Genomic DNA, 17435 nt, shown 5'->3' with positions numbered 1-17435 from the left:
AGATTCCAAAATACGTATTTATTCGTATTTAAATAACCTTTAATTAAAAATAGTTTTGAACATAAATTGAACTTAACTATTGAAAATGAAAAAGATATATTTTTTACTTTTTGTTTTATTCTCCATTAATGCGCAGTCGCAAGTTGTTGAAAAACCCAGCTATGAATACGATTTTGGGGGTAAAATAAATTTCATGCATTTAACAGATGCTGGTGTACTTATTTTAGCAACCAATAATGGTTTATCTGGCATCTCCCCTGATGCAAAGCAGCCACATTTCAATTTTGCAGAATATGGAAAAGTAAAAGAAGAAGAGCTAGAATTTGTTCCACTTTCGCCTTATGTAATTGTAAACCAAGGTGGATTATTAAATTCTAAAAAGACGGTAATTGATTTTATTTCTGGTAAAATGATTTTTGCGTCTGAAGAAAACGGCTGGAAAACCATAGCTCAATTCCATATTGATCTTTATAAAAACAAGCTAACTGTAGTTGGAAATAGATCAGCAAAAGAAAAAGGCGCACTTGCAGTTGGCGTTTACGATTTAGGAACGGGTAAACAATCTTTCTTAAATAGTTTAGATCCTTCTGCCGGGAAAGTAACTGTTGGCGGAGCACTACCTCTAAGTTCAGGAAAACCTTTGTTAACAAGTAAAACTATTATTGTACCAACTACGAAAAAACTTTGGGCATTTGATTTGAATTCTGGAAATAAATTATGGGAAGCTAATGTCGACGATTTAACCTGGATGTCCACCGACGACTCAGAAAAAGAAATTTATGGATTTGAAGAGAAACAAAACGGAGATACTAGGATTCATAAAATAAGTTCAAATGGCGAATTATTATGGGCTCAAGAAAGAAAAATAAAGGGTAAAGTTACTCGATTCGAAATATTACCCCAAGGTATTGCTATTGTAAGTGATGTAGATAATAGTGGGAAAAGTGGTTTAGCGAAACTTGCAGCAAGTGCTGCTGAGTCGAAAATAGGATTTCTAAGTGCAAGCACAGGTGAAGATCTATGGGAAAAAGCACCAAAAACCAAGGGTTATGTACAGCATTTCTACATCATGAAAGATGGAATTTTATTTGGTATAGAATCTGGGGGCATAAATAAAATTGCTTATGATGGAACACCTTTATTTAAAAAACCACTAAGCACCGGCGAAAACATTCAAATTATGGCTTCTACCCCTAATGGCATAATCTACATTACAGATACAGACGCCAATATTATTGATGATAAAACAGGAGAATCTATTTGGAAAAGCCCCATAAAATATAAAAAAGCGAAGGCAGTTGCCAGCGCATATGACCCAGCTAAAAAGAGATATTTAATAAGTACTGGGGAGGAGATAATTGCCATTGATGAAAATTCTGGGAATACAAGTGTATTGAGCAAATACGAATTCAAAGAGAAAGAAGCCCCTACTGGCATGTCTATCAGAAATGGGAATATTCTCTTATCATCTAGTCAGAATTTAATGTTATTAGATGAAAATGGTAAACAAAAATTTCATGAATACTATAAATCACCAGGTCAGAGTGGAATAATAAAAATATTATCTGGAACCTTAGCTGTTGCGTCTTTTGCTATGTCGACCGCCGCTGCATACCAAGGTGGAATGTACGGGCGTGTTCCAGGAACAAACCAATTAAACAGCTTTGGTGAGCAGATGAAAATCCAACAAGAAGGATTTGCTGAAATTGCGAATGCATCATTTCAAGTCATGAACAAAAGATTTAAAGCTACCTCTGCAACTGAAAATGCTCAATTTATTTTAACCAGTTTAGATAGTGGTGTAGGATTAGTAAGATTAAATAAAGACAATGGAAAAGTAGAGAAAGAAATCTTATTAAAAGATAAAAAACCTGAATATAAAGTTGATGAACGAGGAGGAATCATCTATTATAAATCATCAGACAACAAAATTGCAGCTTTTAAAATTTAAAAATCCCTTATTGGAAAATGAATAACATTAAAAACCATTATAGTTATAGTTTCAGAAAATCTGCAATTAATAAGAATCAATATTGGGATATTTTACATGAAGGGTTATTCTTACAAGAAGCAGGAAAAGAGGATAAGATAATTCCATATAATCAAATTAAACTTATCAGATTAAGCTTTAAACCTATTTTAGATAAAAATAATAGCTACAGTTGCTCCATAGATAGTAATTCTGGAACCTACGATATATTATCCAATAGTTATAAGTCTATTGGAAAATATGTCGACAAAACCGCTGAATATAATGAGTTTATTAAAAATTTAATAGAACAACTAAAATCAAGGAATCCAAACGTACCTGTTATTAAGGAAAATAATACAAGGAAAAGTTATTTAAAGCCATTAGCATTATTAGCTATCCTATTAAGCCTTTATCAAATCATATTTTATTTCCCAGAAAATAAACCATTAGAGTTTAATCTCATTATTGGGCTAATAATTTTATCTATATCACTATATGTATTAGATGAACAAGGGATAAAAGTAAATAAAGATGAAACCACCATTGAGCAAAACAAATGAATAAGTGATAAAAATAAACATTCATAAAAGGTAAATCACTCAATAATTTTAATCAACATTCAGATGAGTAAAAATGACCTCCTATTTTATCTGGCACTAATTTTTGCCATTTGGTTTTTATTCACTGGAATATTTTGGGTGTATTGGATAGCTCTATTTATTGCCTATCCGGCAGGAATAATTGCTTTAATTCTATGGACAAAGATTAAAAAAGATAAAAAGCAAAGAAACAAAGTTATACCGCTAATTCTAATAATTGCATGCCTACTATCTATTGGAATTTTAGTTTATGCTCTACTAACTAATTAAATGAATATGAAACACTTTATTATAATATTTGGGATTTTAACAATATATAATGCCAAAGTTTATAGTACAAATGGTTTACAAAGTCCGCCAGAAACAAACATTAATCAAACAGCCTTTATTAATAAAAATGTTTCTTATTTAGGCAAAAATGGAAAATACGGAATAAGTAATAGAACTGGAACCATTATTATAGAGCCGCAATACGACTATTTATTACAATTTAACAATAACGGTGTTGCCATCGCAAAAAAGAATAATAAAACTGGCCTAATTAATAATGATGGAAAAATAATTACTCCTTTAGAATATGATCAGGATTTAGGATATTCAGAAGGATTATTTCTAATGAGGAAAAAAACAGGAAATACAATTGGACTTTATAACACCTATTTTTTAGACAATACTGGGAAAATAGTTCTTACTGATGCCGATAAGACATATAAAATAGATGGACCATTTTATAGTGGAAGGGCATTGGTGAAAGCTGGGGGACAATATGGTTATATAGATAAAACAGGAAAACTAGTTATTCCTACAAAATATATATCATTTGCCTACATGGGTTTAACTACATCGAACTGGTTTAATAATAATTTCGCAATAGTTACCCATAAAGATAAGACCTATTCAATTATTGATGTTAACGGAAAAGAGATTACTAAAAAAACTTATTTCTACATTAAGGATAATACATCGATGTTTTCTAATAACGATGAAATAATTGATGATAAATTCTTTATTTATCAGGTTAATAATCTTGAGAACTTTGGTTATTTAGATAAATATGGTAAAGAAATTACACCACCTATTTATAAATCGGCATTTCCAATGGTTGAAGGTATGGGAAGAGTAATAGGGGAAGATTTTAAACAAGGATTTGTAAATAATACTGGTAAAGTTGCCATTCCACTAATATACCAAGCAGTAAATGATTTTGCAGATGGATTAGCTGGTGCAAGAAAAGACAATAAATGGGGGTTTATAGATAAAACAGGAAAAACGGTGATTCCATTTCTATATGAAAGTGTTGGTAAATTTAGTGAAGGATTAGCAATGGCAAAACTTAATGGTAAATCAGGATTTATTAATAAAAAAGGAGAATGGGTAATTGATCCGATTTACGACTCAACAAGCGGGTATTTTAAAGAAGGTCTGGCTGGCGTTTTGGTCAATAAACTTTGGGGATTTATAAATAAATCTGGAAAAATAGTAATTGAGCCTAAATATTCAATATATGGATCAACTGATTTTAAAGATGGGTTAAAAGCTATTGATATTGGAAATTATAAATTTATATATATCGATACAAATGGTAAAGAATTTAAAGAACAATAATTTCAATGCGGTCAATCTTAATTTTCATTAATCTATTATTTTCATTTAGTATTTTAAATGCTCAAATACCTACCCCCTATTTAGGTAGTAATGATCTTTATGGACTAAAACTGGAGGATGGAACCATCGTTTTGGATCCGAAATACGAATATATAAATCCTTTTAAAAATGGGATTGCCTTGGTAAAACAAGGTAAATTATTCGATTCAATTTACGGATTTGTTGATACAAAAGGAATAGAAATAATTCCTTTAATCTATTCTGCTGCCTGGGATTTTAGAAATGGATTGGCAAAAGTACAGAAAAATGACAAGTGGGGGTTTATAAATAATAAAAACGAACCGATAATTCCCTTCCATTATGATGAACTAGAAGAATTTGAAGAAGGGTTAGCAGGGGCATCAATTAACGATAAATGGGGGTTTATAAATATAAAAAATGAAACCGTTATTCGATTTCAATACGATGGCATACTCTCATTTTCAGAAAACTATGCTAGCATAAGAATCGCAGATAAATGGGGGTTTATTGATAAAAAAGGAAATCTGATGATAAAACCTCAATTTGATATGGTTGATCAGTTTTCAGAAGGACTAGCAGCTGTCGCTAAAAATGATAAATGGGGATTTATTGATAAAACAGGAAATTTAAAAATTCCATTTCAATATGACTTGATCTCAAAAAGTAGTGAAGGGTTAATTGCAGTAAGAAAAAATGATTTGTGGGGCTTTATAAATCAATCGGGTAAACAAATTACACCTATTCATTTTAGAATTGCAGAAGATTTTAAAGATGGAAAATCTTTAGTAGAATTAAATGGCAAAGCGTATTATATAAATAAAGAAGGGAAAAAAATATAATATGAAATTAAAAATTATACTTAACATCACTTTTTTAATCTTTTGTTTTTCCGCAAACGCGCAGGTAAAAAAAGAGAGCATAATCGGAAAATGGAAATTAGTAGGACTAATTGATAAAGAAATAAGTGAAAATGAACGCTTAAAACAATATCATTTTACCAACGATAGTTTAATCTATTATAATGTTAAAAATATAGTTAGAGGAAAATATCTCCTAAATGAAAAAAATGGAAATATAGATTGGTTTATCTCAAATCCTAATCAAACCTTAACATTAACAGTTGAACCTCAAAACAATGGACAATTGTATTTATGGATGACTAAAGGTGTTACAACTATTGGAATTTTAGAAAAAGTAAAAGAATAGCTTAATTTTATAATCAATAACCGCATAAATTACTGCCAAAAAAACACATTAAATGAATAAGTATAATTGGTTGATTCCGAATTCAAAGAATTATTTAATTTGGGGATTTTCTTTACTAATGATTTGTGGTTTGTACTTATTTAATTGGAAGGCAGAAACAATCCTCTTAACATACTTTTTCGAAACCATAGCCATCGGATTTATTCATATATTTAAATTATTGGCCACATTTTTATACAGTACCTCGAGTACTGACCGAAAAGGTAAACACCCTGCAAGTAGCTTCTTTTATATTCCTTTTTTCGCTGTACACTATTTCTTTTTTATATTTATTCAATCGGTTTTTGTATTTGCATTTTTTACATCCATTATTCCAGGACTAAAAGACTCTTTTGATGTTTGGGGAAATTATAAATATCTGCTCGGAATCCCTGAATATTTAATGGCATTTATGAGTATAGTAATGGTTAATGTTGCCTTTGCATTCAAAAATTTCTTTCTGCCAAAAAAATATGAAACTAAACAAGTAGAATCATTATTTACGCAACCTTATTTAAGAATATTTATTCAACAATTTGTCACCATTTTAACCGGTTTCACCTTTCTATTTTTAAATGCCGACATAATATCTGCCTTGATATTAATTCTGATTCGTTTAATAATAGACCTAGCTTTAAATTATGCAAGTTATAATCTAGACTTCAGAGATAAATTAATAAAGGTTATGAATAATTCTAACAACCCTAGGGATATGGATAAAGCCAGAAAAGATTTAAATATTTTTTTAGATGACTAATAAAGATGCTCATAAAGAAGCTTATAAACAAAGGAAATTAAGATCAAATATTTGGGACATTAATGAAGACATTGTTTTGTTTAAAAATCCAAGAACAAGAACCATAACCCTTGTTTTTTATTTTTCCGCAATTGTTGGAATAGTTTCTACTTGGTTTGTTTTAAACCTTGAAAAAGGTGATGTAATGACAAGAGAATTAAGTGCTTTGGAATTAATACTATGGCAGTTTATTTTTATAACCTTTGCAAATAGTGTACTCTTTAGTTTCTTTTATTTAAGTGGTAGATATATTTTAAAAATAAAACTATTACCATCAAAAATCATAGAAATTACAACCTGGGGATGCTTAAGTAATTCAATAATAACTTTTGATGCTGCAGAATTAATAGATGCAACCTTTATAGAAGGCAATTTAAATCTTCCTTCGAAACCTTTAGTATTTGCACCTTACATAAATTTAAAGTTTAAAAATCACAAAAAATTATTGCTAGACATGCAAGGAGAATTTCCCCATGGTTATCTAGCAATAATTGAAGTATTTAAACACCTTAAAATCTAACGATAAATATCTTTGAATTTAGCAGGATTTGATGATTGCATAATCTTATAAACCGCCTCAAAAATATCGTCATGCGATGGTTTAGTAAAATAATCGCCATCAGAACCATAAGGAGGTCTATGTGCTTTAGCCGTTAAAGTTTCTGGCTGAGCATCTAAACTATAATATCCTTTTTGTACTTCTAATATTTGCTGTAAAATAAATGCGCTTGCACCACCTGGTACATCCTCATCAACAACCAACAACTTATTGGTTTTGCTTAATGATTTAGCACAAATCATATCCGTATCAAACGGCAATAAAGTTTGTGGATCTACAATTTCTACAGAAATACCATATTCTGCTAACTCATTTGCCGTTTCTTCTACCATTCTTAAAGTTGAACCATACGCTACAACCGTGATATCAGATCCTTCTCTAATTATTTCGGCCTTACCTAGCGGAACAGTAAATTCACCAATATTTACAGGTAATTTTTCTTTTAAGCGGTATCCATTTAAACACTCAACAACAATCGCTGGTTCATCGCCACGCAACAAAGTATTATACATACCTGCAGCTTGAGTCATATTTCTAGGCACACAAACATGCATACCTCTTAACGTATTCACCACCATCCCCATTGGAGATCCAGAATGCCATACACCTTCTAATCGGTGTCCGCGAGTACGAATAATTAAAGGTGCTTTTTGTCCGCCATTAGTTCTATATGCAAGGGTTGCTAAATCGTCACTTAAAATGTTAATAGCAAACAATAAATAATCTAAATATTGAATCTCTGCAATAGGTTTTAATCCGCGCATAGCTAAACCAATACCTTGACCGGCAATAGTCATTTCGCGAATGCCTGTATCAGAAATTCTGATATCACCATATTTTTCTTGTAATCCGGCAAAACCCTGATTAACATCACCTATATTTCCTAAATCTTCGCCAAAAGCTACAATACGTGGATCTCTGTTAAAATTTGCATCAAAACATGCATTTAAAACTTCTCTTCCATCCACCATTTTTGAAGCATCGTCATATTGTGCTGCAATGGTTGGAACTAGAAGCGGACTTTCTGAAGTTTCTGAAAACAATTTAGCATTATAACGAGTATGATTGGCATTTTCCTGTTGTTGATACCAATTAATTAAATCATTCTTTGCTGGAGAACTTACCTGAACCGCCATTCTTAATGCCTTTCTAATAGCACTATAAATCTCTTTTCTTTGAGCATCGGCCGACTTCACTAAAGAATTAATCAACACATCTAAACCACTAACCTCGTTGCCTAAATTTTGGAGCAATGCGATGGCTTTATTTTTTTCAGCAGCAATATCATTTATAAAATCATTCCATGCCTCTTTTTGGGCCTCTTTTACAAACTTACGCGCTATTTCTTCTAATTCATCTAGTTCTTGTTCAGTAGATAAAGCAGTTTCAATCATCCATTTACGCATCTGCGCAATACAATCATATTCTGCCTCCCATTCTAATCTTTCTTTAGACTTATAACGTTCATGAGAACCAGAAGTTGAGTGGCCCTGCGGTTGTGTTAACTCTGTAACATGAATTAAAACTGGTACATGTTGCTCTCTACAAACTTTAATTGCTTTCTCATAAACTTCACAAAGCGCTGCATAATCCCAACCTTTAACTTTAAAAATTTCATAGCCGGCCAATTCACCTCTTTGAAATCCTTTTAAAATTTCTGAAATATCTTCTTTAGTAGTTTGAAAAGCGGCAGGTACAGAAATACCGTAACCATCGTCCCAAACAGAAACTGCCATTGGGACTTGTAAAACACCCGCTGCATTTATGGCTTCAAAAAACACACCTTCAGAAGTAGATGCATTACCAATAGTACCAAAAGCAACCTCATTACCGTTTACAGAAAACTGATTTAGGAAGGCTAAATCCTTATTTTCACGAAACATTTTTGAAGCATATGCAAGTCCGACTAAACGGGCCATCTGACCGCCTGTAGGCGATATATCGGCAGAACTATTTTTAATTTCGGTTAAATTTTTCCAAGAACCATCTTCATTTAAAGTACGTGTAGCAAAATGACCATTCATTTGTCGACCACCCGAAGCCGGTTCAGCATCAATACTAGGATGTGCATAAAGTTGAGCAAAAAACTCCTTAATAGTTATCATACCGGTTGCAAAAGCAAAAGTTTGATCTCTATAATAACCTGAACGCCAATCACCCTTTTTAAAAGCTTTTGCCATTGCGATTTGAGGAATCTCCTTTCCGTCGCCAAAAATTCCAAATTTGGCTTTTCCTGTAAGCACTTCCTTTCTACCCAATAAACTTGCTTGTCTACTTTCGTAAGCTAATTTATAATCGGCAATTACTATATTTTTGAAATCCTCAAAACTAATTTCAGAAGAGGCAATAGAGTTCGTATTTAAAGAATCGTTATTCGTCATGAGCGGATATTTTCTTGCCACAAAGATAAGATTTTTAAACGCTATCTAATCTAAAATGCCAATTCAAATCTGTGGAACACTTTTTGATTAAGTATAAATAAGTTAAATTTGCTTTAAAGAACAAGTTTTTTGAGCTCCAAAAAATAGCTACACCGGAACTCAAATACTTAATAGTTAACGTAATTTTAACTACATTTATATATCAATTTAATAAAATGAAAAAAATACTATTCTTGTTAACCGTACTAATTGGCTTAGGAATTACAGCAAAATCACAAACACCACCTCAGTTTAAGTTTATTACCGAAACCCATAATTTCGGAAAAATTAAAAAAAACAAACCTGTAACTGTTGTATTTAGATTTACAAATATTGGAGAAACGCCATTAATTATTACAGATGCGCAAGCAGATTGCGGATGTACAACGCCAGTATTAAATCCGACAAAAGGTACCCCTATTAAAAAAGGTGAATCAGGTACAGTAAAAGTAACTTATGATGCGGCAAGCATTGGGACATTCACAAAAAATGTGACCCTTACTGCAAACACAAAGGAAAAAACAAAAGTAATAAGCTTAAAAGGTGAAGTACTAAATACTACCAAATAAGCGTTATTAGTAAATAAAACACATAAATTGAACTAAAAACAAAACCATGAAAAAAATATTATTGATCTGTTTTTGCCTAATTGGGCTTACAACAGTTACAATGGCTCAAACAAAACCAGCTGAGTTTAAATTTGAGAAGGAAACGCATGATTATGGCAAAATAACTATTGGAACACCTGCTACTTTCGAATTTAAGTTCACCAATATCGGAGACGAGGATTTATTGATTACAAAAACAGAAACTACAAGTGGAACAGTTGCCAGTTTTACGCAATCTTCAATCCCAAAAGGAGGTTCAGGTATAATTAAAGTAACGTTTAGTCCAACTGGCGAGCCAATGCCATTTAGCAAAACCATTAAAATAATTTCGAACTCAAAAACACCTACCAAAGTACTTTACATAAAAGGCGAAACGGTTAAATAGAAAATATATTAAAAATTTACAAACAAACCCCTGAGATATGCTCGGGGTTTTTTATTTTTGTACTATGCCAAAAATATCGAAAAAAGGTGTTGAAATGCCCGCCTCTCCCATTCGGAAATTAACTCCTTATGCGGACAAAGCAAAAAAAGATGGTAAAAAAGTTTACCACTTAAATATCGGACAACCAGATATTGAGACTCCAGAAATCATGCTAGACGCCATTAAAAACATTGATTTTAATGTTTGGGCTTATACTCCATCAGAAGGTACTTTAGCTTACAGAACCAAACTTGCTGAATATTATAACAAAATAGGTTATGGTATAACGCCAGCGGACATATTAGTAACTGTAGGAGGATCTGAGGCTATTACCATAGCTATGCAAACTTGCATTAATGAAGGTGATGAAATAATTATCCCTGAGCCATTTTATGCAAACTATAATGGATTTGCGTGCATGAGTAATGTTGTAGTTAAACCTATTCTTTCTCATATTGAAAATGGATTTGCTTTACCTTCGGCAGATGCTTTTGAAGCACTAATCACCGAAAAAACCAAGGCTATAATTATTTGCAACCCGAATAACCCAACTGGTTACTTATATTCTAAAGAAGAACTAGAAGCCTTAAAAGAATTGTGCTTGAAATATGATTTATTCTTATTCTCAGATGAAGCCTATAGAGAATTCTGTTATGATGGAAAAGAATTTATCTCGCCTATGCACTTAGATGGATTAGACGAAAATGTTATTATAATGGACACCGTTTCTAAGCGTTATAGCGCATGCGGTGCAAGATTAGGTTGCTTAATTACCAAAAACAAAGAAGTTATTCAATCGGCATTAAAATTTGCACAAGCAAGATTAAGTCCGGGTATGGTTGAACAAATTGCCGGTGCAGCAGCAGTAGACACTCCAGATGCTTATTTTGAATCAGTAAACAAAGAATATACATTAAGAAGAGACACCTTAGTAGGAAGATTAAACGCCATTGAAGGTGTTTTTTGTCCAAATCCAGGTGGTGCATTTTATGTAGTGGCTAAATTACCTATCGACAATTCTGATAAGTTTTGTCAATGGATGTTAGAGCATTTTGATTACAATGGAGCAACCGTAATGATGGCACCAGCTACTGGCTTTTACTCTACACCAGGTAGTGGTGAACAAGAAGTTCGTATGGCTTACGTTTTAAATAACACAGATTTAAATGCGGCTATGGATTGCTTAGAGGCAGGATTAAAAGCTTATCCAGGAAAAATTTAATCTTATAATTATATTTAAAAAAGCTACCCAAAAGGTGGCTTTTTTAGTTTTCCAATATTCAGTAACCAAACACAACGGTCTAAATATGTGGCCAAAGAATCCTATTGTATATTAACGCAGACTTTTACAACCTTTACACTTTAACTGTCTACTATCTACTGTCTACTGACTACTTTGTACTATCTACTGTTTTCTGTCTACCGTCTTCTTTTCCCTCTTTCAGTCTTTTTCCTTATCTTTGTATCTACACTGGGGCCGTTCTGGATTTGACGGGGTGGCGTTGGTTATATAAGCATGCAGTGCGTTGTACGGAGAGCACTTAAAGTGAACGTTCAAAATTTAACTGGCGAAGAAAACTACGCCATGGCTGCCTAATTTAGAATTAGCATAGTCCATTGTCTCTCCAACTGCCGCATCGTTAGGTTGGACTTAGAGGCATCATAATAACGAAGCTGGCTTGTATGAGGTACGGAATACAGGCGAGATAAAGTACCTAAGGTAATGGATAAGGTCGGTTTTCAGCCCGTCTATTGCCCTACAATTAATTGAAAAATAAGCATGTAGAAAGTATAATTTTTCCTACAACCGGACAAGGGTTCGAACCCCTTCGGCTCCACAAAAAATAAAAGCCCCTAAATATTTTATTATTTAAGGGGCTTTTTGTTGGCATCGTATTATATTTTAAATAATCCTCTGCAAATCTATATCAAATATTTAATTTGATTTTGCGGTTTCCCGCAATTTGAACTTTTAAAATCAAAAAAACATCAGCTAAAGCTTTAAAAATTAATCTAATTAAATAATTTCAAATTCTTATTTGTTCTTATCGTTTAAAAATCAACTACTTAAATAAGACTATTTACTTCCAATTAAAAATCGAACTTAAGTTAAAAATGATAAAAAATTAAGTGTGACTATTTGTTATAATGAGCTTAATCAGCTTCTACAAAACCATTTTTTTCTGTATTTATATGGTAAGTAAAATTTGTACAAATAATTATATCATTGGCATCAAAATGTTTTACAATCCCGTTATTTTCTAAAGTTACCACCCAACATGAGTTTTGATGCATTCCATAATCAATAACAAAAATGGCATGCCCCTTTCCTAATGGAGTATCTACATAAATTGTTGGATTTAACTGTAATATCATAAAAACCTCCTCTTATGCCAATTATAACATTTAGAGCAATTCAAATGTTTTTAATTAATAAAATGATGGTTTTATTATTCTATTGGAAATTATTGAATAGAGCACTTCTTAAAAGCAAATAATTGCTCCCAATTAAGTCTGAATATAATAAAAACGCCACCTAATTGGTGGCGCCTCATTTTTAAACTAAACCAAACTTTATGAAAAATCTTTATAAATATTAAATCATACCCTAGCCAATCTCAAAAGAGTTTATTACAACTCCTGAGACATTTTAGCCACTAATTAAAAGTATTTCTATTAAAATTTCCCTTTATGAGAAAACTCTCTAATACTTTTAAATAAAGCTAAATTGAATCTTCATCATGTCTTTCAGGTTTTTTTTGCTCATTTTCAAAAGACTCATAATCTGTTTTGTCTTTCTTATTTCTTTGCACCAAAAACACTATTAAAGCCAACAGTAGAAGTAAAACAATTACTAATTCTATTACTGAAATATTCATAGCATAAAAGTAAATTACTTAAATTAAATACCGATAAAGTTTATATTAAGTATGTGTTAAGTATAATTATAAGCGCCCTTTAGATAGTCTAAATTAACCATTGTAATTCCATACCTTTGCACAAAGTAGAAAAAATATGTTAGAATTAGGATTATATAATGAATTAAGAGTAAAAGAACGCGTAGATCATGGTTTTTTGTTAACCGATGGCGAAGAGGATGCATTTTTACCTGATCATCATGCCAATTCGGACATTGTTGTTGGTCAAAACGCCCATGTTTTCATTTTCTTAAATAAAGAAAATAGATTACAAGCGACCACCCAAAAGCCATATGCTTGCGCTGGAGATTTCGCATTTCTTAAAGTTGTTGCAGAATCGCCAGATGGAGTTTATCTAGATTTAGGTATAGATAAAGATGTTTTCGTGCCTAATAGAGCACAAAAGAGACCTATGATGAAGGGTGGTAAACATGTGGTTTACTTATATATTGACGATCAAACCGGGAAATTCTTAGCCTCTTCCAGATTGCTAGATTTTGTAGAAGAAGAAGATATTGATTTAGAAGAAGGTGACGAAGTAAGTTTATTAATTGCAGAAGAAACTGATTTAGGATATAACGCTATCATCGACAATAAATACATCGGGTTACTTTACAGAAATGAAGTATTTACTGAGCTAAGACCTGGAGACGTTAAAAAAGGTTGGGTTAAAAAAGTAAGAATTGGAAATAAAATAGATCTAACACTACAATCTATAGGTTATAGCCATATTATTGATAGCAAAGATGGTGTATTGCAGGAATTAATCGATAGTGGAGGAACAATTCCATTGGGTGATAAAAGTAATCCGGTAGATATATATGATCGTTTTCAACTGAGTAAAAGTGCCTTCAAAAAGATAATTGGTGCTTTGTACAAGGAGCGAAAAATTACAATTGGCGATCATGAAATCAAATTAGTGGATTAATCTAAGGCTTGATTTAATTATCCCATTTTTTTTACATTTTGGTAATCATTGAATAACAATAGTTTACAATTTCAAAAAATTTTAAACCAAATTTTTGCTTAAAATTATTTTGAATTTTCAAAAAAAAATAGAAAAAACATTTGCATTTATTAAGAATTGTATATATTCACATAATTATTAATAAAAAAAGTTATGACAGGTACAGTAAAATGGTTCAATGATTCAAAGGGGTATGGTTTTATCACTCCTGAGGATGGCGGAAAAGATATCTTTTGCCATCACTCTGCGCTACAATCAATGCGTAGTGTTTCAGAAGGACAACAAGTAGAATTTGAAGTAAAAGACGGTAAAAAAGGACCGGAAGCTGAAAACGTTAGAGTAATAGGCTAAAAAAGAAATTTAATTCAACCTAAACTACGAACCCTAGATCCTAAGTCTAGGGTTTTTTTATGACTATTTTAAAATTCTAGCACTTTATCTTTGAAAAAAGAATCGCTAAAATTCACTAGAAATAATTCTGATTTAGATCGGGTTAATGCAGTATATAACCATCGCATAAAGCCCGTATCCACCATTTCTTCTGTTAAATAACCCTGATCTACAAATACTGCATCCCATTGACCGCCCTGCGCTTTATGACAGGTTACTGCGTACGAAAATTTAATCTGTAAAGCATTATAATAAGGATCTTCTTTAATGTATTGTTGTCGCAATGCTTTGGTTTTAACATGCTCATAGTCGTTTAAAACTGCTTCATACAACCGTTTATTTGTTTCGATTGATAAATTTGGCGTATCAGCACTTAACGTATCTAAAATAACTTTACAAGTTAATGTTCCGGCCTCGGGATAATCCATCAACTCTAATAAGACCTCTGCAAATCTTAACCCATATCGCTCCTCTTCCTTCCTAACCCTAATAATTTTAGCCATATCGCCATTGGCTATAAAATCCGTTTCCTGATTTTCTGGTAACCAATGATAATTATTCTTGACTATCATAATATGATCACCCCCAGTTAACTCTTCGTCTCTGTACAATAATTGAGAACGGATATGGTTATTAAACAAATTCGCTGATTTGTTGGAACGACAAATAACCAACGAATTTTCTACACCATATTTTTTATAAGCATACTCCAATCCTTCTGCCAAGCGTGCACCAGGCATTCTAAAAATATCTTTGAAATTCTTAGTAATAAGCTTTGGAAATCCTGTTTGCTCCGACGATATAATTTTCCTTAATAATGTAGCATTTGCTAAAATTCCAGATTTTTCACCTTGCCTTACAACCGTTTTCAATTCAGTTTCGATGATATCTAAATGAAAATTACTTTTCATATAATCACCACTTAAAGCTACACTCTCTGTAGTTCCAACAGGGGGCAATTGGGCTGTGTCGCCCACTAAAATTAATTTACAATTCTTATTTATCCCGCCAGGTCCAGGCTGAAAAACATGTTTAATTAAATCCCTCAATAAAGAAGATCCTCTATAATCCATTAAATCGGCAATCATTGAGGCTTCATCAACTATAAAAATTGTATTTTCAGCTAAATTAGGTGCCAATTCAAAACTTAGATCCACACCTACCGACTGTTTTTTTCTATAAATTCTTTTATGAATAGTAAAGGCTTTTTTCTTAGAATATTGAGAAATAACCTTGGCCGCCCTTCCAGTTGGAGCCAATAAAACGGTTCTAAAATTAAACTTAGGCAGTGCCTTTACTAAGGCCGAAATTGAAGTAGTTTTACCCGTTCCTGCATATCCACGCAAAATAAAACAACCCTCCTCGCTCCTACTAGAAAGAAATTTTACCATTAATTCTGCAAACCTATGTTGATCTGCCGTTGGTTCGAAAGGAAAATGAGTTAAAATATTATTTAGCTTATCCAATTTAAATGGGTCGTATAATTTATTACTTTTGCTTTATAGCATGATAAAGGGTCTGAAAGTTACGAATACCTACATAAAAATGCTCTAAAAAATTAAATATGAATCAATCGTCCGTATTTTTTAAACATCACTCATTTAATAAGGAGTTAAATAGCGATTTAGAATTGCTTATTCACTGCAGTAAAAATGCGGTTGCTTATGCCATTAAAACGATAAAAAGCAATCAAATAATTGCCATTTATTCCGTACAAAATAAACCGCATGCAATGGATGTTTTACGGAACGAGTTAAAAAATAGAATTGAACTGCAACAACATTTCAAAGAAGTACATATTTGTTATGCAGCAGGAAATGAAATATTAGTTCCAGAATGGATTGCCAATAAACCTCAGAACTGGATAAATAATTTCCTCGTTCCTTCGAATGATAAAAACCTAATTCCCACAGAAACTATAAATGGAATGGTTCCTATGGTAGAAATTCCCGATGAATTAGAAAGGTTATTACAAGAATTTGGCTTTCATAAAATAAATTATTACCACCCTGTAAGCGTGTTTTTAAATAAAGAAGACGGACTTTATATAGATTTCAATAGTAACTCAGCTTATTTTGTATATCTTAAAAATAACACCCTCCAATTCCAGAAAACTTTTGAAATTACCAATGCAGACGAGTTAAATTACTTTATTTTGTTGCTAAAAGACCAACTTAATATTGAAAATGAAACACCTGTATTTTTATTAGGATTAATTGATCAAGGAGATAATTATTATGCACGCATAATAAAATATTTTAAAGAGGTAAACTTCCATATTAACGAGAATAGCTCATTTAAAGAAACCATCAACCAAAATTTACCTGAACATTATTTTACTGCTTTAATTTCCTTAAACACATGCGCATCATTAGCGGAAAATTAAGAGGAATTCATATGTTAGCGCCTGCCAATTTACCGGTACGCCCTACAACAGATCAGGCAAAAGAATCCTTGTTTAACATCTTACAAAATCAATTTGATTTCGAGGACTGCGAGATATTGGATTTATTTTCTGGTACTGGAAGCGTTAGTATTGAGTTTGCTAGCAGAAATGCGAGTTTAGTTCAAAGTATAGATAAGCATCCGGGCTGCATAAAATGGCTAGAAGCGGTGAAAAACAAGTATAATTTAGTGCAAATACAAACCCTTAAAGCGGATGTTTTTAAATACTTAGAAATTTATAAAAAACCCTATGACATTATTTTCGCAGACCCACCATACGATTTACCCACTATTCCATTAATCCCTAAATTGGTAGCCGAAAATAAACTATTAAAAAAAGATGGCGTATTAATTGTTGAACACCCAAAGTTTTTAAAATTACATAACTTGCCAGGGTATACAGAAACCCGCACTTACGGCAATTCTGCATTTAGCTTTTTTAGTGAGGCTTAGTTTTAATTATATT

The 17435-nt window shown here is 32.1% G+C and carries 18 protein-coding genes and 1 other RNA gene; 15 read left to right on the top strand and 4 right to left on the bottom strand.

The annotated features are described in order from the left end of the window. Window positions 1–85: 85 nt before the first annotated feature. The 7 genes from VRU49_RS08365 to VRU49_RS08335 all read left to right on the top strand — a co-directional run bounded on the left by VRU49_RS08365 (window position 86) and on the right by VRU49_RS08335 (window position 6758). On the top strand, window positions 86–1951 hold the full coding sequence (locus VRU49_RS08365; RefSeq protein WP_330146324.1) for a PQQ-binding-like beta-propeller repeat protein: 1866 nt from the start codon (window positions 86–88) through the stop codon (window positions 1949–1951). 17 nt (window positions 1952–1968) lie between these two features. Next, window positions 1969–2532, top strand: coding sequence for a hypothetical protein (locus VRU49_RS08360; RefSeq protein WP_330146323.1), 564 nt, complete (start codon window positions 1969–1971; stop codon window positions 2530–2532). Window positions 2533–2847: 315 nt separating this feature from the next. After that, window positions 2848–4176 carry a WG repeat-containing protein gene (locus VRU49_RS08355; RefSeq protein ID WP_330146322.1) on the top strand — a complete coding sequence of 443 codons (1329 nt, stop codon included), beginning with the start codon at window positions 2848–2850 and terminating at the stop codon, window positions 4174–4176. A gap of 5 nt (window positions 4177–4181) precedes the next feature. Then, entirely contained in the window at window positions 4182–5036 is an 855-nt protein-coding gene (locus VRU49_RS08350) for a WG repeat-containing protein (RefSeq protein WP_330146321.1), read from the top strand. A 1-nt stretch (window position 5037) separates the two neighbouring features. Continuing rightward, window positions 5038–5403 carry a hypothetical protein gene (locus VRU49_RS08345; protein WP_330146320.1) on the top strand — a complete coding sequence of 122 codons (366 nt, stop codon included), beginning with the start codon at window positions 5038–5040 and terminating at the stop codon, window positions 5401–5403. Between the two features lie 52 nt (window positions 5404–5455). Further along, window positions 5456–6199, top strand: coding sequence for a DUF6498-containing protein (locus VRU49_RS08340; RefSeq protein WP_330146319.1), 744 nt, complete (start codon window positions 5456–5458; stop codon window positions 6197–6199). After that, entirely contained in the window at window positions 6192–6758 is a 567-nt protein-coding gene (locus VRU49_RS08335; RefSeq protein ID WP_330146318.1) for a hypothetical protein, read from the top strand. Before VRU49_RS08340 ends, VRU49_RS08335 begins: the two co-directional genes overlap by 8 nt. Here the strand turns inward: VRU49_RS08335 and VRU49_RS08330 are convergent. Beyond that, window positions 6755–9178: an alpha-ketoacid dehydrogenase subunit alpha/beta gene (locus tag VRU49_RS08330; protein ID WP_330146317.1), complete on the bottom strand. Its 2424-nt coding sequence runs from the start codon at window positions 9176–9178 to the stop codon at window positions 6755–6757. The genes VRU49_RS08335 and VRU49_RS08330 overlap by 4 nt on opposite strands. Window positions 9179–9393: 215 nt before the next feature. Here VRU49_RS08330 and VRU49_RS08325 point away from each other — a divergent pair, with 215 nt between their 5' ends. The 4 genes from VRU49_RS08325 (at window position 9394) to ssrA (ending at window position 12090) form a co-directional block, all read left to right on the top strand. Further along, window positions 9394–9786 carry a DUF1573 domain-containing protein gene (locus VRU49_RS08325; protein ID WP_330146316.1) on the top strand — a complete coding sequence of 131 codons (393 nt, stop codon included), beginning with the start codon at window positions 9394–9396 and terminating at the stop codon, window positions 9784–9786. 46 nt (window positions 9787–9832) lie between these two features. Continuing rightward, window positions 9833–10210 (top strand): DUF1573 domain-containing protein, encoded by a 378-nt coding sequence (locus tag VRU49_RS08320; RefSeq protein WP_330146315.1) that lies wholly within the window; start codon window positions 9833–9835, stop codon window positions 10208–10210. A gap of 64 nt (window positions 10211–10274) precedes the next feature. Further along, entirely contained in the window at window positions 10275–11471 is a 1197-nt protein-coding gene (locus tag VRU49_RS08315; protein WP_330146314.1) for a pyridoxal phosphate-dependent aminotransferase, read from the top strand. Between the two features lie 251 nt (window positions 11472–11722). Continuing rightward, window positions 11723–12090, top strand: a transfer-messenger RNA (tmRNA) gene (gene ssrA, locus VRU49_RS08310). A 313-nt stretch (window positions 12091–12403) separates the two neighbouring features. Here the strand turns inward: ssrA and VRU49_RS08305 are convergent. Together VRU49_RS08305 and VRU49_RS08300 are read right to left on the bottom strand one after the other, a co-directional pair. Then, window positions 12404–12625 carry a hypothetical protein gene (locus tag VRU49_RS08305; RefSeq protein WP_330146313.1) on the bottom strand — a complete coding sequence of 74 codons (222 nt, stop codon included), beginning with the start codon at window positions 12623–12625 and terminating at the stop codon, window positions 12404–12406. A 347-nt stretch (window positions 12626–12972) separates the two neighbouring features. Beyond that, window positions 12973–13128, bottom strand: a complete 156-nt coding sequence (locus tag VRU49_RS08300; RefSeq protein ID WP_330146312.1) for a hypothetical protein — start codon at window positions 13126–13128, stop codon at window positions 12973–12975. Between the two features lie 136 nt (window positions 13129–13264). Between VRU49_RS08300 and VRU49_RS08295 the strand changes: the two genes are divergently transcribed. Next, window positions 13265–14095, top strand: a complete 831-nt coding sequence (locus VRU49_RS08295; RefSeq protein WP_330146311.1) for a CvfB family protein — start codon at window positions 13265–13267, stop codon at window positions 14093–14095. Between the two features lie 192 nt (window positions 14096–14287). Then, the gene (locus tag VRU49_RS08290) at window positions 14288–14485 is read left to right on the top strand and encodes a cold-shock protein (RefSeq protein ID WP_330146309.1); all 198 of its coding nucleotides are present in this window, start codon (window positions 14288–14290) and stop codon (window positions 14483–14485) included. Between the two features lie 68 nt (window positions 14486–14553). On the opposite strand, the gene VRU49_RS08285 is transcribed toward VRU49_RS08290, so the two are convergent. Continuing rightward, window positions 14554–15990: an ATP-dependent DNA helicase gene (locus tag VRU49_RS08285; protein WP_330146308.1), complete on the bottom strand. Its 1437-nt coding sequence runs from the start codon at window positions 15988–15990 to the stop codon at window positions 14554–14556. Window positions 15991–16088: 98 nt separating this feature from the next. On the opposite strand from VRU49_RS08285, the gene VRU49_RS08280 reads away from it, so the two are divergent. Further along, window positions 16089–16910: a DUF3822 family protein gene (locus tag VRU49_RS08280; RefSeq protein WP_330146307.1), complete on the top strand. Its 822-nt coding sequence runs from the start codon at window positions 16089–16091 to the stop codon at window positions 16908–16910. Beyond that, entirely contained in the window at window positions 16886–17422 is a 537-nt protein-coding gene (locus tag VRU49_RS08275) for an RsmD family RNA methyltransferase (protein ID WP_330146306.1), read from the top strand. The genes VRU49_RS08280 and VRU49_RS08275 overlap by 25 nt, the downstream gene beginning before the upstream one ends. Window positions 17423–17435: the final 13 nt, after the last annotated feature.

The organism is Pedobacter flavus (assembly GCF_036324285.1).
GTDB lineage: Bacteria > Bacteroidota > Bacteroidia > Sphingobacteriales > Sphingobacteriaceae > Pedobacter > Pedobacter flavus.
This window is presented reverse-complemented; position numbering and strand designations above follow the sequence as displayed.